Origin of the sequence: Marinomonas sp. SBI8L, from assembly GCF_001624705.1 — a bacterium.
Classification (GTDB): Bacteria; Pseudomonadota; Gammaproteobacteria; order Pseudomonadales; family Marinomonadaceae; genus Marinomonas.
The window spans coordinates 97,509-120,792 of record NZ_JSEO01000003.1 but is presented as its reverse complement, the minus strand read 5'-3'; the positions used below and the strand labels follow the sequence as shown (position 1 = coordinate 120,792).

The window sequence follows — 23,284 nt, the reverse complement described above, 5'->3', positions numbered from 1 at the left end:
TTCTATGCAAGATGTTAAAGCCCCCATTGCCATAACAATGGGAGACCCAGCCGGAATAGGGCCTGAAATCATCGCTAAAACACTCACTGCTCCCACGTTTACGACTCAATGTGTGGTGATAGGAGATCCTCTTGTGATGCAAGAGGCAATCCAACAGGTATCGGTAAATTGGTCGATCCATGAGATAAAAAGCCCTGAAGAGGCAAATTTTAGCGCTCATACCATTAATCTAATCGCGAGCTCGCACTTCACCCAATTACCCAAGGTGGGTGAAATCAATGCAAATAACGGTAAAGCCGCTTTTGACGCCATAGTCACAGCAATTGAGTTAGCAAAAGCGGATAAGGTATCGGCACTTGTCACCGCTCCTATTCATAAAGAATCCTTTAGTTTAGCGGGTATCCAATACCCAGGCCATACGGAAATCCTCGCCCATTATTGTGACTCTGACAAAGTCGCCATGATGCTTGCAAATCAAGAGTTACGCACGGTATTAGTCAGTATTCATTGCTCCATGAGAGAGGTATTAGACAGGATTAATTTTGATGGTCAAATACAAGCGATAGAACTTGCCCAACAAGGGGCGAAGGCCTTGGGGGTTCAGCAGCCTCGTATTGCCGTTGCAGGCCTCAACCCCCACGCGGGAGAAGGCGGCCTATTTGGTCGAGAAGAAATCGAGATTATCCAACCAGCCATTAAAGCGTCTCAAGAAAAAGGGTATCTAGTCAGTGGCCCTTGGCCGGGGGACACGATTTTCATGCAGGCAAGACAAGGAAAATTCGACATTGTCGTCGCACAATATCATGACCAAGGTCTGATCCCAGTGAAATATATGGGCATAGAAACTGGGGTTAATATCACTCTGGGACTAACCTTCATACGTACAAGCCCAGATCATGGCACGGCATTTGATATTGCAGGTAAAGGTATTGCAGATCACTCAAGTTTAGAAACAGCCATTAGCTACGCAACACAACTCATCAATTGTAAAAACCAAGGGGCCAACCATGTCTTATAACTTTATCTTTATGCTTACCCGTAATGACCGCACTGTGGCTGACGCCAAACAACACTTAAAAACTGTCCTTAACTCTGGAATAAAGCACATAGGGTTTAAAGATATTGGTCTGCCCATTAAAGACCTTAAAGAGCTCAATCTACTCATAAAAACTGGCGGTGCTACAAGCTATATTGAAGTTGTTTCCCTTGATACAGATAGCGAAATTGCATCCGCTAAAGCTGCCGTCGAGATAGGGGTGGATTACCTTTTAGGGGGCACAAGCGTTGAGCATGTTCTACCTCTACTCAAAGATAGCAATATTCAATATTACCCTTTCCCAGGGAGAATCGAAGGCCACCCAAGTAATCTTATGGGTAGCATAGAAGACATAGTTAAAAGCGCTATTTCACTCACTCAACATGAGGGTGTACATGGGCTCGACTTATTAGCTTATCGTTCAAGTGAATCCGTACCAGAGCTCATGGCTGCGGTAACAAGTGCCATCAATAAACCTGTGATAGTAGCAGGGTCTATCGCAGGACCTGAACGAATAATTGCAGCCTATGAAGCAAATGCCGCAGGCTTTACCATAGGTACGGCTGCATTAGATGGCCTTTTTCCAGCAGCGAATACCGACCTTTCTAGCCAATTAGATGCCATTCAGACCTGTGTTGCTAAGCTGGTTCTAGGCCATTAACTCAGTAATCTTTTAGACTTAGCCGATTCGAAGAAATTGGCTAAGTCAAAGTACTAAAAAATTGACTGTGTTTCAGCAGGAGCAGGCTTTAGCGGGCGCATTCGAATCGGGTGTGATAACACAATAGAAGTACGGGTTTCACCAAAATGGTTAAGATGCTAAAAGTCAGTCAAATCGTAGGAGTTTTGTTGATTATCTTTGGGGTTAGCAGTTAATTCAACTCGTGCTGAAGTATTAAAAAGTAATTCATTTTACGCAATTCAAGAAAAATCACACTTTATGACTTATATTAAAATGAATCACAGGACGTCTACACATAAATTAAAGCTATCTTTAATTTATCTCTTCTCAAGGAATAACCAATATACTTAGTTTTAGTCAGGTAATGGCCTCACTATGCAAAACTAAAAGGCATTATTTTATGAAATTAAGCAAAAACCTTCATCGTTTTGATCGCATCTTTCGGGGTGCCACTGGCTTAGTTATAACTGCATTTGCGCTGTTGAATGGTGACTTTTTACAAGAACCAATATTAGAAGCATTACTCGGCATTTTTGGAATCTTGAACCTGATTTCATTTTTCTTTGGCTGGTGTCCGATTTATCACATTGCGGGGATAAACACCCGCTCTGAAAAATAATCAAGTGAAGCTTTAAACAACCTATGGCAGCTATTTCTGAGCTTCAACGTGACAAATATTTTCGCTGGCAATTAATTTGTGCCTGCCTAGGTGTTGCCATTTTAGTATCAACAATTTATGTGGTGGTTTCTTATCGTTTATCCGCCGATTTAGGCATGCGTCTTGAATTAGCATCGCTTGAAAAACAAACTTTATTACTACACGCAGAATTAATTGAAGCGGACAATGACGCCGATGAACGAATGACAGAGCTCATGCATTTGATTCACATTAATGAACCTGACGATGCTGTTTTTTTTGTTAGTATTCAAGGACCTAATATAAACTGGTCACTCAATCAGAATATTCCGAAGCAAGATATAAACACCATAAATAAAATTTTCTCAACACAAGTCGACAACAATCTAAGTAATCAGATTGCCAAGTCAAATGGCATCAAAACCATTGGTAAAAACTGTTATTTGTGGCAAATAGTTAATGGGGATGGCTATCAAGTACAGTTCTACCACCTCGCCAGCTCCCTCGAAACCACCTTAGACTATATTGCTAAACGACTTTCTATTACCACATTTATAGTTATTTGGATTGCCGTCTGGTGTGCGCTTACGCTGACTTTTTGGATGAGTAAAAGAGTGGAAGGTAAAAACAACGCTTTGATTCGCCTTGCTACCCATGATCCACTAACTGATTTGCCCAATCGATTATATTTAGTCGATATGATGCAAAAAGCATTACCTGATATAGAGGGACAAAACCCGATCACCCAAGCCAGTTTATTTGTGATTGATTTGGATAAATTTAAAGAAGTGAATGACACCTTAGGTCATTCTGCAGGCGATCAACTTCTTAAAAAAGTCGCCTTAAGACTGTCATCGGTATTAACCCCAGAGCAAACCCTTTTTAGAACTGGTGGCGATGAATTTCTAATATGGGCGCCTCACTTTACACAAAATCAAGCCGCCAACTTGGCTGCGACCTTAGTTCATGTTTGCGAAGAAGCCATAATAATAAATCAGCTATCGGTTAATACGGGCGCAAGTATTGGCATCGCGCACTACCCGCTACATGGTACCGATACAGATACCCTTATTGCTAATGCAGATCATGCTATGTATGAAGCGAAACAACAGCATTGCGGCTGGGTAACCTTTAATGAGAAAGAAGCCACAGATGGCCATCAAAGATTACGTTTGCGAGCAGATTTAAATGATGCATTTAATCAACATCAGATTAAATTTTATTATCAAACCAAGGTAAATTTGAAGACTGGCGAAATCACTGGTGTTGAGGCTCTAGCTCGCTGGTATCACCCGGATGATGGCATTTTGAGTCCGTTTTACTTCATTGATTTAATAGAACAAAGTGGCCGTGTACAAGAGTTTGGCCGTTATGTGATTCACAGCACCATCATTCAACTTTCTGAATGGAAAAAGCAAGGAAGCACTATCCCGATTGCCATCAACTTGTCTCCTTACAATTTATTGGATCCAGGTTTAATCGACTTCATTTTAGATTTGTTGACCAGCTATAACGTCAGCCCTAAATTACTTGAAATAGAGTTAACTGAAAGCGTAACTAGCCTTAATATTCAAAACATATCTCACAAATTAGACGACCTTAAAAGCATAGGGATTAAACTTGCCATCGATGACTTTGGCACTGGCATGAGCTCCCTTTCTTACATCAGTAACCTCAATGCCGACATTATCAAAATTGACAGGGCTTTCATTGTCGACATTGAAAGCAACGATAAACATAAAGCCATAGTGGCAACCATTATTGCCTTAGCGAATGTGATTGGTAGCAGTATTGTTGCAGAAGGAATTGAGAATGAAGAACAAGCAGACTTACTCACTCAAATGGGCTGCTGTTATGGCCAAGGTTATTATTATGCTCGCCCTGTACAAGCATCGACAATGAGTAAAATGCTTAAAGCTTTTCCTGTCATTAAACAGTTAGAAAATGATACTTAATGAAAACAAAATCTCAACTCAGTTCAGCAATCTATTATTACCTCATAAGAACTGATCTAAAGTTACCTTAGTCAGTGTTTAGATATAAAAAAAGCCCGAGCATAATACTCGGGCAAATGAGTCATTTCTTAAGTCCAATCAAGCGGGTCAACAGGTCTCAAACACTTCTACTGATTTGGCCAATACAAGGTCAGCGGTTATCTCATTAAAAGTCAAAAAATGCTGACTTTCTAAATGCAATTCAAAGCTCTTTTTCCTTTCATAAACTTCATATAAAAAGAAGGTTACATCACTATTTTGTTGGGCCTGTTTTGAGACTTCAAATACATGACATTCAGCTTCATTTATTAAGCTGTTACTCGCTTGCTGTAATACTAAGGTTTGAAACCTGTCTTGATTAATCGCCTTAATCGTAAATTTAACAGTCACAACAAACATAATTAACCTCTTCTCTCATTCTGTAGGCTTCCGGCAGTACCATAGCCTTTTGAAAAACGTGCATGTACTTCTTGCATTTGCTCATCGGTAAGTAAAAAAGGGGATTGTCCCGATGCTAAAACTCTAAGGTAGATATCCGCAAGTGTCTCCACTTCTAGAGCAATGGCTAAGGCTTGTTTTAAACTAGTTCCACAGGCAATTTGTCCATGGTTAGCAAGTAGACATGCTTTTCTCCCTTCCAAGGCGATTAAAGCTGCACTGGATAATGATTGAGTCGCAAAGGTTTCGTATTCAGCACAACGAATCGTGTTTCCCCCTGCGAGGGCAATCATGTAATGAAACGGGGGGATCTCTTTTCTAAGACAAGCTAAAGTCGCAACTGATTTACCATGAGTATGCACGATAGCATTGAGATCATCCCGGGCATTGAGAATATCCAAATGAAAACGCCACTCACTTGATGGTTTACGGTTTATTTTGTCAGGGTGACTAGCTCCTTGTGTATCTACAAAGACAATATCCTCAGGCTCAAGATCTTCATAAACCACCCCAGAAGGAGTAATAAGAAAGCCATCTTCAACCCGAATACTGGCATTACCAGACGCTCCTTGATTTATGCCTAAATTATTCATTTTAAGCACGGATTCAATTAAGTTTTTTCGCTCTGAAAGCCATTTCATTTAACATCCCCCTTTACAAGTCATATCAAAGGCATTTACAAAAAAAGCTTGAGAACCAAAATTACCTGACTTTAACGCAAGAGCGATGTTTTTCTCGCCTTCTAAAAAAGTCCATGGCACACCCGGCTCGATCTCATCACCGATAACTAATGCAGGGGTTCCAAGAGCAGAGACAACAGCACCAGATGTTTCACCACCCGCCACAATAATATTGTTGACGCCATATTCAGAAACACTTTTGATTGCTAATTGAGCCATGCAGTCTTCTACTAGCTTTCCAGCCACTTCCACACCTAGCTTGGCTTGCACCTTAGCGATATTCTCAGGGGTATCACTGGCGTAAACTAAAATGGGATCTGCACCAGCGTTGGTCTGAATAAAACTCTCAAGCCGCTGCTGCTCTTCACCACCATGGGACAAAGCAATAGCATCAATAGCAATACCTGAATATGAGGCTAAAAAGTACTCTATTTGCGAACGTGTGGCTGTTGAACAGCTACCGGCCAAGATTAAGGTATGTCCTTGAGAAAATTTAAGGCTATTTGTTTCAGGCTGAGCTTCCATCCACTTAAGTTTACGATATAAACTCGGCAGACCTTGCGCTAATGCAGCACCACCGGTTAATAGCGTCATGTCCTTGGCAGCATGAGCAATTGTCACCAAATCTTCATCGACTAATGCATCTACTACATAGATTCCCGCTTTTGAGTTTTCAAATTCTTTAGCTAATGCGGTCACACCAGATTGAACTTGCTGCCAGCTGATCGGCTTTATAGCTTGTTTTGTCTGTCCTTCTAATAAACGGATCAAATTTGAATCAGTCATAGGTGTCAGCGGGTGATCTTTCATTGCAGATTCAGCAAGAGGTACCCCATGAACAAACAAGTTACTCGCATACACGGTACGGCCATTAATTGGATAACTAGGGCAAACAATAGTTTGAGTTGTCTTTAATCGTGTTAACAACGCATCAATAACTGGCCCTATATTACCTTCCTTTGTCGAATCAAAAGTCGAGCAATACTTAAAGAACACTTGTAGAACACCCTGTTCCAATAACCAGTTACACGCAGCAAGAGAATCAGAAACAGCACTATTTACTGGCTGAGTTCTTGATTTGAGAGCAATCACGACAGCATCTACATTTTTAGGTACGACACCTTGATCAGCTGGGTTACCATTAATTTGTAAAACCCGCATACCTTCTCGTTTTAATACCGATGCAATATCCGTTGCACCAGTAAAGTCATCTGCGATACAGCCTAACAATACACTCACTACACTCTCCTCTTATTTCGATTTCAATCGTTTAAAGCTATGAAAGAAAAGATCTTTCAGTTTTTGATTTAAAGGGGTTTTACTGATAAGGATTAATGCGATGACAAGCAGTAAAAGAATGGAGACAGGACGCTCAATAAAAGGCAATAGACTACCTTCAGAAACCATCAATGCTCTTCTCAAATTTTCATCAGCCATAGGCCCTAAAATGACACCGATAACTAGTGGTGAAATGGGGTACTGCATTTGAGCTAAGAAATAAGCAACTACACCAATCAGAACCATCATGTATAAGTTAAATACATTCAGTCCCAGTGCATACGAACCCAGTACACACATCAAAGTAACAACAGGTAGAAAGATGGGGGCAGGTATGCTTAACACTTTTACCACTTGTTTGGCTAAAAACATGCCGTTAAACCACATGGCAACTGAACATAAAACCAAAATAGCCGTCACTTCAATTAGAAAGCCTGGATCTTGTACCACTATCATAGGACCAGGCGTAATGCCGTGTAGCATCAATGCACCTAATAACATAGCCGCAGGCGGACTTCCTGGGATACCCAAGGTGAGTAAAGGTATTAACGCACCTCCAATACAGGCATTATTAGCGGTTTCAGATGCAATAATCCCCTCTGGCTCTCCAGAACCAAAGGTTTCAGGATGTTTGGAGGTATTTTTTGCCGCACCATAAGATACCCACCCAGCAATATCTTCACCAATACCAGGAACCGCACCAATACCTATCCCTATCATGGATGAACGCGTAATGTTTTTGCGATTTTTAAAGAGTGTGGACCACTCTGGCATTATGCGTCCGAAGTCCTGCATAGCGCCTAAGCTCTCTTTATTCCTTAAAGCATTGATAACTTGAGGAATACCAAATGCACCAATCAACACAGGCACAACTTCTAAACCTTGATCTAGGTCTGGTAAATCAAATGTAAAACGAGGAAAGAACTGCAGAGGATCTCGACCAATCGTCGCAATCGCTAAACCAATAAGACCCGCTATCCAGCCTTTTATTACTAAATCAGAACTGGTGAGAGTACCACTGATTAAAATACCAAATAGAGCCAGTAAGAAGAACTCAAATGAGGTAAATTGTAACGCCATTTTGGCAACCCAAGGCGCAGCCATTACCAATACAAGAATTCCCATCAGAGTGCCAATTAAAGAAGCTGTCGTGGTGAGGCCTAAAGCTCTTCCCCCCTGCCCTTTACACGCTAGTGGATATCCATCCAAAGCTGTGGCCGCAGCCGCGGCCGTGCCTGGAATATTAATTAATATTGATGGGTAAGAACCACCATAAATTGCGCCTACATATAACCCAAGCAATGCAATCAGAGCAGTATTAACGTCCATTCCATAAGTTAAGGTTGTTAATAGTGCCACACCTAACGTTGCTGTTAATCCGGGTAATGCCCCAAAAATAATACCGAAAAAAGACGCTCCGACTAGAATTAAGATATTAATAGGAGACGAGAGTAAAGATGCCAGTGTGCCGCCAAAGACATAAAATGATGACAGAATATCCATTAATTCCCCCTCCACATATCTCTTATTAGATATTTAGCATCCACCATTTTTTCAATCACTATGCCTTCTGTAGGAAGTGGGACTAGCATACCTAACCGAAAGATAGGACAAACTACTAAAGTAACGATGAGAGCTGTTTTGACACTGGTTTTCCATTTAGTAAAACAATCTAAATTAATAGCCCACTGCCTAAAAAAACCAACCATTAAGGCTGCAAATAACAAAGCCCCCCAATCTAATAGGTTTCTACCTCCCTCACTTAAAGCACTAGTTTGATACAGCACCAATAAAATTAATGACACTGAAGTCCAAATGGTCAGCACCTTATGCTGTAAGGCAGGGCTATCTGAATAAAACGCCAGAATAAATAAAAATAAGAAAGTAAAAGAAGAAATCGCAAAGTCTATCAATGGAACCCAGCTAAAAACCATGCCAGAAATTAATGAAACCAGTAGTACAAAACGCCAGCGACTTGCTTGGCTAGCTCTAACAACAGGAATTTCCTTATGAGCCCTAACGAACGCTAATCCTTTAAATAATAAGGTCACGCCACAAATCAATAATATGCTCGCAATTAATATAGGAAACAAAGCTGGCGAAACATACCAGGCATTTTGAATTCCCGCATAACTGTCTGTAAGTGGAAACGAAGCACTTTCAAAAATCATTAACAGTGACACTATAATGATGACAATGGCTGCTTTGATATCAGCACGTCGTAACACTATAAGTTGTTCAGGTTGCATACATCCCCCAAAAGGGTAAATCTATAATTAACAAAAAGGTGGCCTATAAGATGGCCACCTTTTCACAGAGTAATATCTAGTTCATTTGAAGATCAGCAGGCTTTGGAATACCCAAAGCTTTTGGGCTTATTTTGGTTGCCCCTAAATCTTGAAGAGTCCAAGAAAACAGTGACTCTAAAAAAGCAAATTCATTGCTGGCAGATTGACCTGACAACCCAGATAAAACATAGTAATTATCTTTAGCCCATGTACGCAGTTTTTCACTTGCTATGGCTTTTTGAAAAGCCATGGTTAACTTATTTTTAACCGAATCTGGTGCATCACTTTTTATCGCAAAGCCAATAGCTTGCATGATAGGTAGATGCTTTTGCAGCTGTGGGAAGGAGTCAAAAGCAGAAGGAATAGTATCTACTCCCTCTAAGGTTTGAGCATTAGCAACTAGCATAGCAAGCGGCTTTAACTGTCCGCCTTTTATTAGCTGTTGTTGCTCTGCCAATGAAGTAATAACTAAATCAACTTCACCAGTAAGTACTGCTGTTTGCGCCGGGGCCGATCCAGGGTAAGGAATATAATTAAACTCAACTTCGGTACCGTTTGCGAGCGCCAACAAATTAAGATGGTGAATAGAGCCCGCTCCACCAGCACTTGCCTTTACCGATTTTGGGTTAGCTTTTACAGCATTAATGACATCTTCTAAGGTATTGAACTTTGAATTAGAAGAAACTGAAATAAGATCAGGCGAACCACCTACTATAAAAGGATGCCATACATCCATTCGCTGTTTCCATCCCCCTTGGACAGCAGAAGCAACAACTGATTCGGATAATCCAACCAAGGTATAACCATCCGGTTTTAACTTATGTACGTAACTCATCCCCAAAGAACCAGCCACACCACCAGGTCGATTCGTCACGTTGATATTGACATCAAGATGAGGCGACATTTCAGACGTTATCATTCTATTAATGACATCTGTACCACCGCCAGCAGACCAAACAACGACATTGGTAATATCTCTTTCAGGATAGCGATCCTTTGCTGTCACGTTTGCACAAACACATGTAATTAAAACGCTAGAAACTAACGTAGCAATAGCCTTCTTCATTTTGTCACTCCAAAAATTTTGTTTTTATTTTCACTCTTGAGACATCTACTCTATCGAATAGATTTATTAATGTATACGTTAATAAATTAATTATTGCAATGAAATATAAACCTAGCTATTGTAAAAACATTCATAAAGACCTAGCTAAGGATGACTTATGTATAGCTTAGATAGTATCAGCAGCATTGGCTCACAATTACAGAGACCCGAATGTGTATTAACGACATCAAATGAACGGACTTATTGTTCAAACTGGGACGGTGGTGTAACCGTCATTGAAAGTGATGGTCAGCAATATTCGATCTTGGCGAATAACTTAGACTTTAGACTTAAACCTAATGGCATTTGTTTATTAGAAGATGGCAGCTTTTTAATCGCTCACTTAGGAGAGGAAGAAGGTGGCGTTTATCAATTATTTCCAGATGGCACAGCCCAAGCATTTTTAACTCATCTAGATAATAAAAGAATTCCCCCTACTAACTTTGTGCATTTAGATTATCAAGGCAGAATTTGGATAACAGTCAGTACCAAAACTATTCCTCGTGCAGCGGCTTATCGCTCTGACGTCCAAGACGGTTTTATCATTCTTTATGACAAAGGTGAGGCACGTATTGTTGCTGACAATCTTGGTTATACCAACGAATGTCTTGTGAGTGAAGATGGCAATTTCTTATATGTTAACGAGACTTTTTCCCGTCGTTTGAGCCGTTTCGATATTAGTGAAAAAGGGGACTTAAGCAATAAGGTCACCCTAACTCACTTTGATAAAGGTGTCTTTCCTGATGGTTTAGTTAAAGATGCTGCAGGCTATTTTTGGGTAACTAGCATAGTGAGTAACCAGATTATCCGCGTAGCACCTGACGGCAAAGAACAAGCCACACAGTTAATTGATGTAGATAAAGACCATTTGGATTGGGTTGAAACTGCTTTTTTATCTCATTCAATGGGCCGCCCTCATTTAGACCAAGTGAAAAGTCAAAAATTAAAGAATATTTCTAGTTTAGCTTTTGGTGGTCCAGATCGAAATACGATCTTTTTAGGTTGTCTATTAGGTCATCAAATTTCAAAGTTCAAGCAAAACCATACAGGTCTCGCACCTAGCCATTGGCTCTTTAATGGGCCAAATAAAACCTTAGTTCAACCGGAGAATAAAAAATGAATGAGTCTCGTAAGACATTTGATATCGCAGTTTTTGCAGGTGATGGTATTGGGCCAGAAATTACACCGCCTTGTTTAGAAATACTAAAGCTTGCCTGCCAGAAAACTGGTAGTGTTGAACTTAATTTTATTGATGTTCCTGCAGGTGCAGCATTATATAGAGACACAGGAACCTCTTTTCCCGATGAATCTAAGCGTATTGCCAAAGACGCTGATGCCATATTGTTATCCTGCATGGGGTTACCTTCTGTTCGTTATGAAGATGGTACCGAGGTATCTCCTCAAATCGACCTTCGCATGGAACTAGGTTTGTATGCTGGAGTAAGACCTGTTCGATTAGTACCTGGTTTAGACCTCCCTTTAGCAAGTGAAAAAGCTAAAGATATTGATCTTGTTTTAATTCGCGAATCAACTGAGGGGTTATTTGCTTCTCATGGTAAAGGCACTGTTGAAAACGACGCAATTGCAAAAGATACCATGGTAATTACTCGTTCAGTATCAGAACGATTATTTGATTTTGCTTTTAAATTGGCCTCTCACCGTAAAGAGAATGGTAGCGAAGGCAAAGTAACCTGCGTGGATAAAGCTAACGTTTTTCAGTCATTTGCTTTCTTCCGTAAAGTCTTCGATGAGCAGTCAAAACTTGCACCATCTATCATTGCAGATCATTGTTATGTCGATGCAATGGCATTAAATCTTGTCAGACACCCTTGGCATTTTGACGTATTAGTCACAGAAAACATGTTCGGTGACATTCTCTCTGACTTAGGGGCAGCGTTAATGGGTGGCATGGGGATGGCTCCATCAGCAGATATAGGAGATGATCATGCTGTTTTCCAACCTTGTCATGGGAGTGCGCCAGATATTGTTGGTGAAGGAAAAGCTAACCCTACCGCTATGTTTTTATCTGCTGCCATGATGTTAGATTGGTTAGGGCAGAATCACCATATGGCCAGTTTATCCCAAGCAGCCAACCTCATTCGAGATGCTGTAGATAACGCCTTTGCCGGCGGTCAGCTTACTCCTTTTGAGCTTGGTGGAACAGCAGGGACTGAAGCCATTACCTCGGCTGTTATTAATCAACTAAAAAATTAATTAGCAGGAATTATTGTGCCAAAAACACTTCGAGTAGCGACAGTAGGAACAGGTTATTTTAGCCAGTTTCATTATGATGCTTGGGCTCGAATTGAAGAAGCTGAATTAGTGGCGTTATGCAGTCGTAACGCCACAACCGCTTCAGATATTGCCCTTAAATATAATATCAAATCAACCTATACCAACTTCATCACTATGCTGGATGAAACTAAACCAGATCTAGTTGATATTATTACTCCACCAGAAACCCATGCTGAATTTGTAAAAGCGGCAGTAGAACGTGGCATACCTTGTATTTGCCAAAAGCCTTTTACACCTTCTTTAAAAGAAGCTGAATCATTAGCCCATGTGATTAAACAGCATAATGGCAAAGTGATCATTCATGAAAACTTTCGTTTTCAGCCTTGGTATCAAGAAATCAAAATGTTATTAGACAACAACCAGTTAGGCAAAGTTTACAATGTGACCTTTAGACTAAGGCCTGGTGATGGCCAAGGCAAAAACGCTTATCTAGCAAGGCAGCCTTACTTTAGAGAAATGAAACGCTTTTTGATTCATGAAACTGGGATTCATTGGATTGACGTTTTTCGTTACCTATTAGGTGAAGTCGAGTCTATTTATGCGGATTTACAGCAATTAAACCCTGATATTAAAGGTGAGGATGCTGGCATTGTCCTATTCCAATTTAATCATGATATTAGAGCCATATTTGATGGAAACCGGTTAGCTGACCATAGTGCTCAAAATACGCGATTAACCATGGGGGAAATGCAAATAGAAGGCAGTAATGCTTCTCTAATATTAAACGGGGATGGTAAAATTAACACTCGTTTACATGGGGAGGTCAATTGGCAATCACATGAATACAGCTTTTCTACGGACAATTTTGGCGGCGATTGTGTATTTAATTTACAGCAACATGTTGTCAATCATATTTTGTATCAAACAGAATTAGCTAATCCTGTTGAAAGCTACATGAATAACCTAACTGTTGAAGACTTGATATATCAATCTGCCGAGTCAAATACGCAAAGAAAATTCAAGAAATAGACTCCAAAAAGTATATAGAATGAATAAAAAACAAACCAAGCCGAAAGAGCCATTAGCTAATAAAGCCTATCGAGAACTTAAAAGAAAGATTCTCGATAACGAACTTCATACTGGCAGTCATATGACTGAGCAAGAAGTCTCAACACTATTAGAAATGAGCAGAACGCCAACAAGAGAAGCCATGCTGCAATTGGCACGTGAAGGGTTAATTGAACTTAAACCACGACACGGTATGAGAGTAAAACCTGTTTCGATTGAAGACATGAAAGAAATTTATGAGATTTTAACGGGTTTAGAGTCCACAGCTGCGGCGTTATGTGCGACTAATGGTCTCAACAATGATCAGCTTTCGCTTATGCGTGAATCCGTAACTGCAATGGATGAAGCATTACAACAAGATGATTTAATTCAATGGGCTGCTGCTGATGAACGTTTCCATCGTTATCTAGTTGAGTTTTCCGATAATCAGCGTTTACAAAAATTGGTTAGCAACTTTATTGAGCAATCTCACAGAGTAAGAATGCTAACCTTGAAAATGCGTCCTAAACCAAATAGTTCAAATAAAGACCATTTGGATGTTATTAATGCGATTGAATCCAATAACGCTGAAACAGCTCGCTTAATTCATCACCAGCACAGGGAAAAAAGCGGTCGAATGTTGATTTCTCTCTTGGAGAATTTTGGTTTAAACCACATGTAAAAAAGTTGATGCCCTTACTTTAAGGCCATTATTTATATATGGCCTAAGTGAGCATCAAGGGTTTAATCTTTCCAGAATCCAGTCAGCTTGATCTTTACGGTAAAGAATCCTGTCGTTTATACCATCTTTTCCTGTTTGCCAAAATTCAAAGCTTTCAGGTTTTATCATATAACCACCCCAAAATGCGGGCATACCCAATTTTCCATTTTTAGCATTGTCACGAATCTCATTTAATTTTGCCTCAATCAACCCACGAGAGGTGACCAGCGAATTTTGATCCGATAACCAAGCACTCGTTTGACTCATATCAGAACGACTTAAAAAGGCCTTAAGTACCTTATTCTTTGCAATCTTTTCAGCACACCCTCTTATTACAACCTGCCGCTCCAACATATGCCATGGAAACAAAACGCTCACTTGTGAGTGCCGCTTTATATGCTCAGCTTTATTGCTACTTAGACTTGTAAAAAATACTAAACCATCCGCACTAATCTCTCTTAACATCACCATTCTTTGAGTTGGAGAACCAGAAAAATCAGTAGTTGCTAGGCTCATAGCTCCTGGGTAACGAATGCCTACTTGATTGGCGCACTCTAGCCACTTACTTAGCTGTATCAGTGGATCTGAATCTAGATTCTTAATATCAAGACCTTGATCCAAAATTGCTTGTCGATGCTTATTTGTCATTACTTTTTTCTTGCTGGTCAATATTCGAAGCATTCACGTATTGATCACTTACCTTTACAACATAATTAAGTCTATTTTCATCACTCTTGGAAGTGGAGTTAAGAGCCAGTTTAAGCAATATAATTTAAAAACGAAATAAAAATTAGACAAACAATCCAAATATAGATAAATTGTACAAACATAATTTATCTATTGGTTAATATATTGGAAGCTAAGATGTCTGATTCTCTTCAAAATTACAGAGTGTTATGTAAAGCCATTTCACTCTTATTGCCCAATCAACTTGAGGTCGTCATACACGATTTAGGCTCAGGCAAAATTGCTCATATCGAGAACCCTTATTCCAACCGAACAGTGGGTGATGACTCACTGATTGATGAAGATGAGCTCACCACTGAAATTGATAACAAAGCCATTATTGGACCCTACTCGAAATCCACCCCAGAAGGTGAAAGTACAAAATCAATTACAAGCGTATTAAGAGATGAGAAAGGTGTCGCAACCCACCTACTTTGCATCAATATGAAAACCGGTTTGTTAGCACAATCTGCCAAGCTACTGGCGTCGTTAATCGATATTGAATCAGAGCAACAAAGCTCGGCCCTTATGGGCTCAGATTGGCGCGAAAATGCAAACCAAATCATAGCTAAAACCTTGTCTGAACTTGGGATGGCGATGCATGCAACAAGCAAAGCAGACAAGCTCAAGATAGTGGCGGCCCTAGAAGCTAATCAAATTTTTCAAGTAAGAGGTTCTAGCGACTATATTGCCAAGGCTTTTGGCATCTCAAGAGCCAGTTTATACACCCTTTTACGAGATGTTCGACAGCACTGATCGTTCAATTAATGCAACAAATACGCTATTCAACATTTAGCTTAAACGGAGAGTTTGATAATGATGACGTCCCCAAAACCTATGCGTGATTTTTCTTTAGAAGTCTTTTTTTCCAAGTGGGAATTTAAAGCCAAACACCATATGACAGCCTCAGATTTAGAAACCCTGACATTGAGCCAACTATTGGCCATGGCAAGTGAGGAAGACAGAGAAAAGTACGACAATCTCACATTAGGTTATACGGAAACCTGGGGCGCGCCTGAATTACGCGAACTTATCGCGGGCACTTATCAAACGATGCAAAAAGACAATGTCCTTTGCCTAGCAGGTGCAGGCGAAGGCATTTATGCCCTAGCAAGATGCTTACTCACAGAAAAAGACCATGTCATAGTGCCTACTCCAAATTATCAAAGCGCTGAGACTATCCCTTTAGCTATCTGCGAGGTAACAGGTGTCCCTCTCATCGAAGATAACACTGGCCAAAGCAGAGGCGGTTGGAAACTGGATATTGCAGGAATTAAAGCCGCTATACGCCCTAATACCAAGCTATTATCAATCAACTTTCCCCATAACCCCACAGGCTATGTACTGAGCGCAAAAGAGCTCGAAGACGTTATCACTTTATGCCGAGAAAATGATATCTACCTTTTCAGTGATGAAGTTTACCGTGGGGTCGAGCTCAATTCAGATGACCAAATGCCGCAAATAGCCGATCTCTATGAAAAAGGTATTTCCCTTAATGTCATGTCTAAAGCCTATGGATTACCCGGTATTAGAATTGGTTGGATCGCCTCACAAGATAAAGAAGTACTTTTAAAAGTAGAGCGTTATAAGCATTTCTTGTCTATTTGTAACTCAGCGCCTTCTGAGCAACTGGCCATCATTGCCTTGAAAAACAAAGACGCGATTTTAGCTCGCAACCTTAACTTGATGCAGCGTAATGTAGCAGAGCTAGAACAACTTTTTGCGGACTACCCGGGCATCATTGATTGGCAACGTCCTTTAGGTGGTTGTGTAGCTTTCCCTCGCTATATTGGCCCAGGCAATGTGGAAGACTTTTGCAAATCACTCCTTGAAGAAAGCGGTATCTTATTATTGCCCGCCTCAATTTATGCCTCTGACTTGAATGAGGTATCTAAAGACAGATTCCGACTTGGTTTTGGTAGAGATAAGGTATTCACTGAAGGCCTCAAAGCCATGCGCCAGCACTTTGAAGCTAACTTCTCCAACCTGTAGCCCTCAACCTGTAACCCAGAGATTCAGGATTATAAGGAGACTAAGATGCACGTTATTCCGTTAGCAGATATTCGCCCAGCTTTATCTTTTACAGCAGCAATAGATGCCGTAAAAGAGATCTTTATTGATTATTCAGAGGGCTTAATTGAACAACCTGAGCCAATGCAAATTCTATTTAAAGAATCCAATGGTGCTTTTTTTGGTGACTGCCATGTTAAGGCGGCTCAACATACTCAGCAGCCTTATTTTGTCATCAAGGTGGCCTCTGGCTTTTATCAGAATACGGCAAAAGGCCTTCCGGCTAACAATGGCTTAGTGCTTGTAATGTCTGCACAAACAGGCGTCCCCGTCGCATTACTCCAAGATGAAGGCTGGCTAACTCAGGTTCGTACAGCGGCAGCAGGTGCCTTAGCGGCTTCTTTAAAGCCTGTATCCAAGGATGCTTGTTTAGGCTTAGTCGGCGCAGGCACCCAAGCTTATCTACAAGCCCAAATGATTAGCCAAAAGCTCGGCATCAAAAAAGTGGCTATCTATGCTCGAAAGCTAGAAGAAAGCCAATCCTTCAAACAAAGGCTCGAAGCAGAGTCAGGGATCACGGTCGAAGTTATGCAAAGTGTACGAGAGGTGTGTCACACAAGCCAAATACTGGTCACTGCCACACCTTCAAGTACTGCACTGGTTCAAGTAGAAGACCTTCCTAAAGAACTTCATATTGTGGCGGTTGGGGCTGATAGCCCGGGGAAATCTGAAATCGCGCCAGAGGTGCTGGCTAACGCCGATATTCTGGTCACAGATAACCATGAACAATGCCTACACCATGGGGATTTTGGGAATGCGGTACGCGCTGACGCAATTGCTGAAGACAGTGATATTGAGCTAGGGCATTTACTTGCAGGCAAGAGGGACGATATCGACTTTGCTAAGGCCAATATCAGTGTCGTAGACCTCACAGGCATTGGCGCTCAAGATCTTGCGGTAGCAAGCGTGGTCGTTAATAAACTCGCTTTATAATTTTTTGCCGCTTAGCAAACAAAAAACCAACGAGATTAAGCTAGGCTATTGATGGTTTCAGCCATTTTAACCAAGCTCTTTTGGTTCATCTTTTTCAGACAAGGCAAATAAACTAAATCCGCTAATTTACCTGCGGTATTTGCCTTTTCTGCATCCTGATGAATTAACAGTAAGTTAGTACGATCAAACGCATCAAAGCCTTGCAGCCTCAAAGCATTCATTAAGGCTGCGCTATTCTGGCTTCTCACTGCAAACAACCAGAAATGCGTACTCTCGTCTTTCGTATACTCTTGATGCACATAGCTTTTATTCACAAAGCTAATATGAGAATCCAGTAACTTAATAAGACTCTCATACTTGTTCTCACCTTGTAATTCTACAGGCCGTTCTTTTTCGATCAGCATGCGCTTCAAGCTTGAGCAAGGCTGAAACCGAACAGACTCGATGTCAAATGGCCCTGAGTTCGTTTGCGATAATCTGTTTACGACAGAAGTGAGCTTATCCCCCAATAAACGAGAGATAAGTGAATAGGCTTGTTTATGTAAAAGTAAATGAAACAGATAAAACTTTATCACCTTGGAAACATAGGTTAATTCAGCTTGTTTAGGATAAGAAAGCAAGATTTGCTGCATTCGCTTTAACAAGGCTTTGTCTTTCAAATAGACGATACCACCACCCACAAGACTAGCCGTTTTTAATGGCCCAAAACTGTAAAATGCCGCATCACAACAGGGAGAATGCCGTTTTAAGTTACCTTGGTAAGCTTGTGATAAATCTTCCACCACAAACACACCTTTGGCCTGAAACTTCTGAATCAGAGCATCAATATTTTTATAACCACCAAAAAGCTGTGCTATCACGACCAGTTTAGTATTTTCATCCAAATACTCATCAATATCAGCGTCAATATCCAAGTCGTCATCTAGTGAAATCAATTGAATACTTTTGTGGTTTGCCTCAACCACATCCACCATGCCTTTAATATTCACTTCAGACATAAGTATCTTGTGCTCAGGCGCTAACTCAAGGCAATTAATCAAAAGATCAAAGCCCGATCGCACAGAAAAACAGGCTAAATAGCCCTCTTGCTCGAATCTAGCCCCCTCTTCATCTTTATTAAAAAGGATATTTTTAAATATTTTAGCAAAGGGAATATCGAGCGTTTTCCTTGGGTACATAGCTGTGTTCTTCCATCATGTCAGCGATTAGGCGGCAAGCTCGACTTAGAGCTAATTTAATAACCAACTTACCCCTGCCCTATCACTTTCGCAAGTTTCTGTTCCATTTTACGGTAGGCGAGAGACTCCATAAGATGCCGACGCTCTACCAGATCAGCTTGGCTTAAATCAGAGAGAGTAAGCGCCACTTTTAGCACTCTATGATAGGCCCTTGCGGATAGGCCTAACTTGTCTAACGCCCCTTGCATAAAAGCTTTATCACTTTCATTTAAGGCACAGATTGCTTCTAATTCACGGCCATTTAGCTGAGCGTTTAAGCAGCCTTGGCGTGCTCTTTGTCTTGTGACAGCCTGCTCGACCCGCTCTCGAATGGAAGCACTGCTTTCCCCCGTTTCGCCAGCGTTTACCAAAACATTGGAAGGCAAAGGTGGCACTTCTACATGGAGATCGATCCTATCTAAGAATGGCGCTGAGAGTTTACGCAAATACCCTTGGCTGGCCCTTGAGCCATAATAATCATCCCCTTGATAAGCTTCATTACTGGCATTCATAGCGGCGACTAATTGAAAGCGAGCGGGATAACAGACTTGCCCTCTAGCGCGAGACAAATGAATCTCCCCATTCTCTAAAGGCTCTCGAAGCACTTCTAACACTTTACGATCGAATTCAGGCAACTCATCTAAAAATAAAACGCCACAATGAGCCAAAGAGATTTCACCTGGCTTAGGAACAGAACCACCACCGACTAAAGCAGCGGCAGAACTTGAGTGATGAGGGGAGCGAAAAGGTCTTTCTTGCCAGAACCAGTCAGCGCCCATTTTTCTCCCTGATACAGACTGAACACTAGCCACCGCAAGGGATTCAACCTCTGTCATACTTGGCATAATACCAGGAAGACGTGAAGCCAACATGGTTTTACCTGTGCCAGGAGGGCCAATGAATAAAAGATTATGACCACCCGCAGCGGCAACTTCTAAAGCACGTCTTGCTTGAAATTGGCCTTTTACATCAGCCATATCCTTATATTGTTTTTCCCTTTTCTCAGCCAGCTCAGCAATACAAGGGTTTAAGAAAGACTGCTTCATTAAGAAGCTGGTAACTTGAGTAAGGTGAACTGCTGCTAAATGATTAGACTCCACCAAGGCTGCTTCCATTTGATTGTCGATAGGTAAGATCAACTGCCTGCCCGCTTTCGCAGCCGCAATGGCTGAGGGTAATAAACCCGGCACACCACGAATATCACCAGAAAGAGCTAGCTCTCCCACAAATTCATATTCATCCAGCTCGACCTTACCCAATTGCCCTGAGGCAACTAAGATACTCACAGCAATCGCTAAATCATAACGTCCGCCTTCTTTGGGTAAATCTGCAGGGGCTAGATTGATGGTGATGCGCTTAGTGGGAAATTCAAACTTACTCATCATAATCGCGCTGCGTACTCTGTCTTTAGATTCTCGTACCGCCGCTTCTGGCAAGCCGACAATACTTAACGCAGGTAGTCCGTTTGATATATGGGTTTCAACCGTCACTAGGGGGGAGTCGACACCAACACGGGCACGACTAAATACTCTCGCTAAACTCATGATCACTCCTTGATCAAAAAGCCTGAAGACAATAAGAAAAAGGAAGCAAATAGCTTCCTTCAGAATGAAACTTAAACACTTCCTGTGTTAAGGAAACTGCGATTAAGTCACCTCTTCTCAGTCTTTTCAGAAAAAGTATCAATCAAGGCGTCACTTTGCCGCTTTTTTCTGATACGAGCTGTAGCTACCTTTCGAGAAGGGACAACACAGGGTGATACTTTTTCTGAAAGACCCGAAGGGCGTGGTCTAAAAGCCCTACCTTTACGTTGAGGATCTTATCAATAGAATAACTATTAAGTTGCGCTCCTCGCCATAAATCTAGTTGCTTTTATCCACACGCTGAGTCGGGAGGACTTATTCGCAGCTTCCTTAAGCCTCTTTTTAAGCATAGCAGCTAACTCATAGATTTCACTGAGTTATTTCTAAATAACTACTTAATACTTAAAGGATTATCACCCATTTTTTAAACCAGGTTTTTGATTTAGCCCCTGTACATTGTCTTTGATAGTGATAAAGTGAATGCTCAATGGAGTTAATATTATTGATCAATTCATAACTAATTTAAGGAGGATTCTATGTCTTTGTGGTGTGTTACCAACCCACGCCTTTTTGGTATTCGTATCCGCTCAAGAGTTTTTGATATCGCGCTGCGATAATCTCGACTTGAGCGAAATTTTTACGACTGAGTTATTAACTGTCTGAAGACAGTCTAAAACCTCACCCGAACACCTTCCCTCATGTTCGAAGAATTATTGTCAGCTTTGACAACGGCCTTTTGCGCCAAAAATTCTTGAGAATATTATGAGCACTTTTTTAACAGCACAATCTCTAACACTTGCACATTCAACCAAGCCTTTATTTAAAGCACTGAACTTCACTATTCACAGTGGCGACAAAATTGGTCTTATCGGCCATAACGGTTGTGGTAAGAGCTCCCTACTTAAATTGCTAAATGGCGAATATGACGCCAGTGAAGGCAATATCGCTAAAGCGAACCACTGCTTGATGAGCTATGTAGAACAACATATACCCCCAACCTTAGAATCTAGCAGTCTAATTAATGCGTTAGCCGAAACTCTCGACGAGACAGAGCATTGGCGCGCAGAGTTAATGTTATCTGAATTGGGCTTTGCTGAGCATGAATATCAGATGCAAGTCAGTCATGCCAGTGGTGGCCAACAAATGCGCCTTCTACTGGCTCGCGCCATTATTAATGAGCCTGATTTACTCCTGTTAGACGAACCTAGTAACCATTTAGATCTCGCCTCTCTGATGTGGTTAGAACGCTTTTTATCTCGCTGGAAAGGCTCATTCGTTCTTGTCTCTCATGACCAAGTACTACTTGATGCCATCACCAATACCACCTGGATTATGCGTGATAAATCTTTACATCACTTCGCTCTAAGCTGTTCTCAAGCAAGAGCAGCACTGGATGAAAAGGATGAGCAGGACAGACAAAGATACCAAGGTGAGCAAAAAGAAATCGATAGAATAGAAAAGAGCGCAAAGCGTTTAGCCACTTGGGGGAAAGTTTATGACAATGAAGATCTCGCCCGTAAAGCAAAAACCATGTACGCCAGAAAAGAGCGATTAGAAGAAGAGCAAACAGAGTTAAGCGAGGGTACGCCTTGGCGATTACAACTTGAGGGAGAGGCCTTGCCGGCTAATCGTTTGCTTGAAACTAGCCCTTTTATGCTAACGCCACCTCAAAGTGAGAGACAGCTCTTTCATATGCCTGAAATGCGCATCAAGAGTGGTGATCGTATCGCGGTACTAGGTAATAATGCCTGTGGTAAATCTACTTTACTCAACCTTTTACATGCTTTTTATCTTGAACAAACACAAAAGCAGCAAGACATATTAAAGCCAGACGTTAACTTTCACCCTAGTTGTCGTTTAGGTTATTACGATCAATCTCAAAACCAGCTTAATGATGAAGATTCTCTGGTAGAGGCTTTAGGCCATTTCGGTACTTTAACTAATGAAGAAGCAAAACGAGCCCTGATTAATGCAGGCTTTGAATATGCTCGTCATATACAGAAAGTTTCCTCATTAAGCGGTGGAGAACGTGCCCGCTTGCTGTTTATTGGACTTAGTTTAGCGAACTTTCATCTGGTGTTTTTAGATGAGCCGACTAACCATCTAGATATGGAAGGCAAGGAAGAGCTAATAGACACACTCCATACCTTCCAAGGTGCCAGCTTAATAGTGAGTCATGATAGAAGTTTAATCGAGCAAGCTTGTAATCGATTCTGGTTTATTCAAAAGGGTGAACTTACGGAGTATTTCAATGTTGAAGAGGTATATCAAAAAATCTCAGAAAAGAGTGAGCATAAGGCTCTAGTTAAAGGTAGTTATTCTAGTAAGGAGAGAATCTCTCAAGATGGGGCAAATTCCACCCAATTACAAAATCTTGATGAAGAAGCCATGCTAGAGCGCTTAATTGAGCTTGAAACCTTACTAGAGGATGACTTAAAACGAAAAGCTAAGCGCCAGAAACCTAAGCTACAAGCACAATGGCGTAATGAAATAGAGAAACTTCAGGCGAAGCTCTAGGAAAGCTGAGACTAAAACATCAAAGGGTGCAAACAAGGGATATTGGCGTTTGCACCTAATTTAAGGTGAGAAAAAGATGCGACTTAACCACTCCCTG

Annotated in this window: 21 protein-coding genes; 12 read left to right on the top strand and 9 right to left on the bottom strand. The window is 41.1% G+C overall.

What is annotated here, in order from left to right; all coding sequences use genetic code 11:
* Positions 1-4: 4 nt before the first annotated feature.
* The 4 genes from pdxA to OA91_RS04690 all read left to right on the top strand — a co-directional run bounded on the left by pdxA (position 5) and on the right by OA91_RS04690 (position 4,310).
* Positions 5-1,018 carry a 4-hydroxythreonine-4-phosphate dehydrogenase PdxA gene (gene pdxA, locus OA91_RS04705; RefSeq protein WP_063336553.1) on the top strand — a complete coding sequence of 338 codons (1,014 nt, stop codon included), beginning with the start codon at positions 5-7 and terminating at the stop codon, positions 1,016-1,018.
* The gene (locus tag OA91_RS04700) at positions 1,008-1,697 is read left to right on the top strand and encodes a hypothetical protein (protein ID WP_063336552.1); all 690 of its coding nucleotides are present in this window, start codon (positions 1,008-1,010) and stop codon (positions 1,695-1,697) included. The genes pdxA and OA91_RS04700 overlap by 11 nt, the downstream gene beginning before the upstream one ends.
* 421 nt (positions 1,698-2,118) lie before the next feature.
* Positions 2,119-2,337 (top strand): YgaP family membrane protein, encoded by a 219-nt coding sequence (locus OA91_RS04695; protein WP_063336551.1) that lies wholly within the window; start codon positions 2,119-2,121, stop codon positions 2,335-2,337.
* A 23-nt stretch (positions 2,338-2,360) separates the two neighbouring features.
* On the top strand, positions 2,361-4,310 hold the full coding sequence (locus OA91_RS04690; protein ID WP_063336550.1) for a putative bifunctional diguanylate cyclase/phosphodiesterase: 1,950 nt from the start codon (positions 2,361-2,363) through the stop codon (positions 4,308-4,310).
* Between the two features lie 147 nt (positions 4,311-4,457).
* Here the strand turns inward: OA91_RS04690 and OA91_RS04685 are convergent, their stop codons facing one another.
* The 6 genes from OA91_RS04685 to OA91_RS04660 all read right to left on the bottom strand — a co-directional run bounded on the left by OA91_RS04685 (position 4,458) and on the right by OA91_RS04660 (position 10,099).
* Positions 4,458-4,748 carry a putative quinol monooxygenase gene (locus OA91_RS04685; protein ID WP_063336549.1) on the bottom strand — a complete coding sequence of 97 codons (291 nt, stop codon included), beginning with the start codon at positions 4,746-4,748 and terminating at the stop codon, positions 4,458-4,460.
* A gap of 2 nt (positions 4,749-4,750) precedes the next feature.
* On the bottom strand, positions 4,751-5,428 hold the full coding sequence (locus tag OA91_RS04680; protein WP_063336548.1) for a class II aldolase/adducin family protein: 678 nt from the start codon (positions 5,426-5,428) through the stop codon (positions 4,751-4,753).
* Complete coding sequence (otnK, locus tag OA91_RS04675; protein ID WP_063336547.1) at positions 5,429-6,706, bottom strand: 3-oxo-tetronate kinase; 1,278 nt, start codon at positions 6,704-6,706, stop codon at positions 5,429-5,431.
* Positions 6,707-6,718: 12 nt separating this feature from the next.
* Positions 6,719-8,248 carry a tripartite tricarboxylate transporter permease gene (locus tag OA91_RS04670; RefSeq protein WP_063336546.1) on the bottom strand — a complete coding sequence of 510 codons (1,530 nt, stop codon included), beginning with the start codon at positions 8,246-8,248 and terminating at the stop codon, positions 6,719-6,721.
* Positions 8,248-8,994: a hypothetical protein gene (locus OA91_RS04665; RefSeq protein WP_063336545.1), complete on the bottom strand. Its 747-nt coding sequence runs from the start codon at positions 8,992-8,994 to the stop codon at positions 8,248-8,250. Before OA91_RS04665 ends, OA91_RS04670 begins: the two co-directional genes overlap by 1 nt.
* Before the next feature lie 76 nt (positions 8,995-9,070).
* Complete coding sequence (locus OA91_RS04660) at positions 9,071-10,099, bottom strand: tripartite tricarboxylate transporter substrate binding protein (protein ID WP_063336544.1); 1,029 nt, start codon at positions 10,097-10,099, stop codon at positions 9,071-9,073.
* Between the two features lie 157 nt (positions 10,100-10,256).
* On the opposite strand from OA91_RS04660, the gene OA91_RS04655 reads away from it, so the two are divergent.
* The 4 genes from OA91_RS04655 to OA91_RS04640 are packed head-to-tail and all read left to right on the top strand — an operon-like array spanning position 10,257 to position 14,102.
* Positions 10,257-11,258: an SMP-30/gluconolactonase/LRE family protein gene (locus OA91_RS04655; protein WP_063336543.1), complete on the top strand. Its 1,002-nt coding sequence runs from the start codon at positions 10,257-10,259 to the stop codon at positions 11,256-11,258.
* A complete protein-coding gene (locus tag OA91_RS04650) occupies positions 11,255-12,352 on the top strand; it encodes an isocitrate/isopropylmalate dehydrogenase family protein (RefSeq protein ID WP_063336542.1) in 1,098 nt (365 codons plus the stop codon). Before OA91_RS04655 ends, OA91_RS04650 begins: the two co-directional genes overlap by 4 nt.
* 15 nt (positions 12,353-12,367) lie before the next feature.
* Complete coding sequence (locus OA91_RS04645) at positions 12,368-13,402, top strand: Gfo/Idh/MocA family protein (protein ID WP_063336541.1); 1,035 nt, start codon at positions 12,368-12,370, stop codon at positions 13,400-13,402.
* Between the two features lie 19 nt (positions 13,403-13,421).
* Positions 13,422-14,102 carry a GntR family transcriptional regulator gene (locus tag OA91_RS04640; RefSeq protein WP_046017718.1) on the top strand — a complete coding sequence of 227 codons (681 nt, stop codon included), beginning with the start codon at positions 13,422-13,424 and terminating at the stop codon, positions 14,100-14,102.
* Positions 14,103-14,156: 54 nt separating this feature from the next.
* Here OA91_RS04640 and pdxH read toward each other — a convergent pair whose 3' ends face one another.
* Positions 14,157-14,789 (bottom strand): pyridoxamine 5'-phosphate oxidase, encoded by a 633-nt coding sequence (gene pdxH / locus OA91_RS04635; RefSeq protein ID WP_063336540.1) that lies wholly within the window; start codon positions 14,787-14,789, stop codon positions 14,157-14,159.
* A 216-nt stretch (positions 14,790-15,005) separates the two neighbouring features.
* Here pdxH and OA91_RS04630 point away from each other — a divergent pair, with 216 nt between their 5' ends.
* The 3 genes from OA91_RS04630 to OA91_RS04620 are packed head-to-tail and all read left to right on the top strand — an operon-like array spanning position 15,006 to position 17,870.
* Entirely contained in the window at positions 15,006-15,623 is a 618-nt protein-coding gene (locus tag OA91_RS04630) for a helix-turn-helix transcriptional regulator (protein ID WP_063336539.1), read from the top strand.
* 60 nt (positions 15,624-15,683) lie between these two features.
* Positions 15,684-16,859, top strand: coding sequence for an aminotransferase class I/II-fold pyridoxal phosphate-dependent enzyme (locus OA91_RS04625; RefSeq protein ID WP_063336538.1), 1,176 nt, complete (start codon positions 15,684-15,686; stop codon positions 16,857-16,859).
* A 45-nt stretch (positions 16,860-16,904) separates the two neighbouring features.
* On the top strand, positions 16,905-17,870 hold the full coding sequence (locus OA91_RS04620) for an ornithine cyclodeaminase family protein (protein ID WP_063336537.1): 966 nt from the start codon (positions 16,905-16,907) through the stop codon (positions 17,868-17,870).
* 35 nt (positions 17,871-17,905) lie between these two features.
* Here the strand turns inward: OA91_RS04620 and OA91_RS04615 are convergent, their stop codons facing one another.
* Together OA91_RS04615 and OA91_RS04610 are read right to left on the bottom strand one after the other, a co-directional pair.
* Positions 17,906-19,048 (bottom strand): aminotransferase class V-fold PLP-dependent enzyme, encoded by a 1,143-nt coding sequence (locus OA91_RS04615; RefSeq protein WP_063336536.1) that lies wholly within the window; start codon positions 19,046-19,048, stop codon positions 17,906-17,908.
* Positions 19,049-19,116: 68 nt separating this feature from the next.
* Positions 19,117-20,631: a YifB family Mg chelatase-like AAA ATPase gene (locus OA91_RS04610; protein WP_063336535.1), complete on the bottom strand. Its 1,515-nt coding sequence runs from the start codon at positions 20,629-20,631 to the stop codon at positions 19,117-19,119.
* An 801-nt stretch (positions 20,632-21,432) separates the two neighbouring features.
* On the opposite strand from OA91_RS04610, the gene OA91_RS04605 reads away from it, so the two are divergent.
* Positions 21,433-23,187, top strand: a complete 1,755-nt coding sequence (locus OA91_RS04605) for an ABC-F family ATP-binding cassette domain-containing protein (RefSeq protein ID WP_063336534.1) — start codon at positions 21,433-21,435, stop codon at positions 23,185-23,187.
* Positions 23,188-23,284 lie beyond the last annotated feature (97 nt).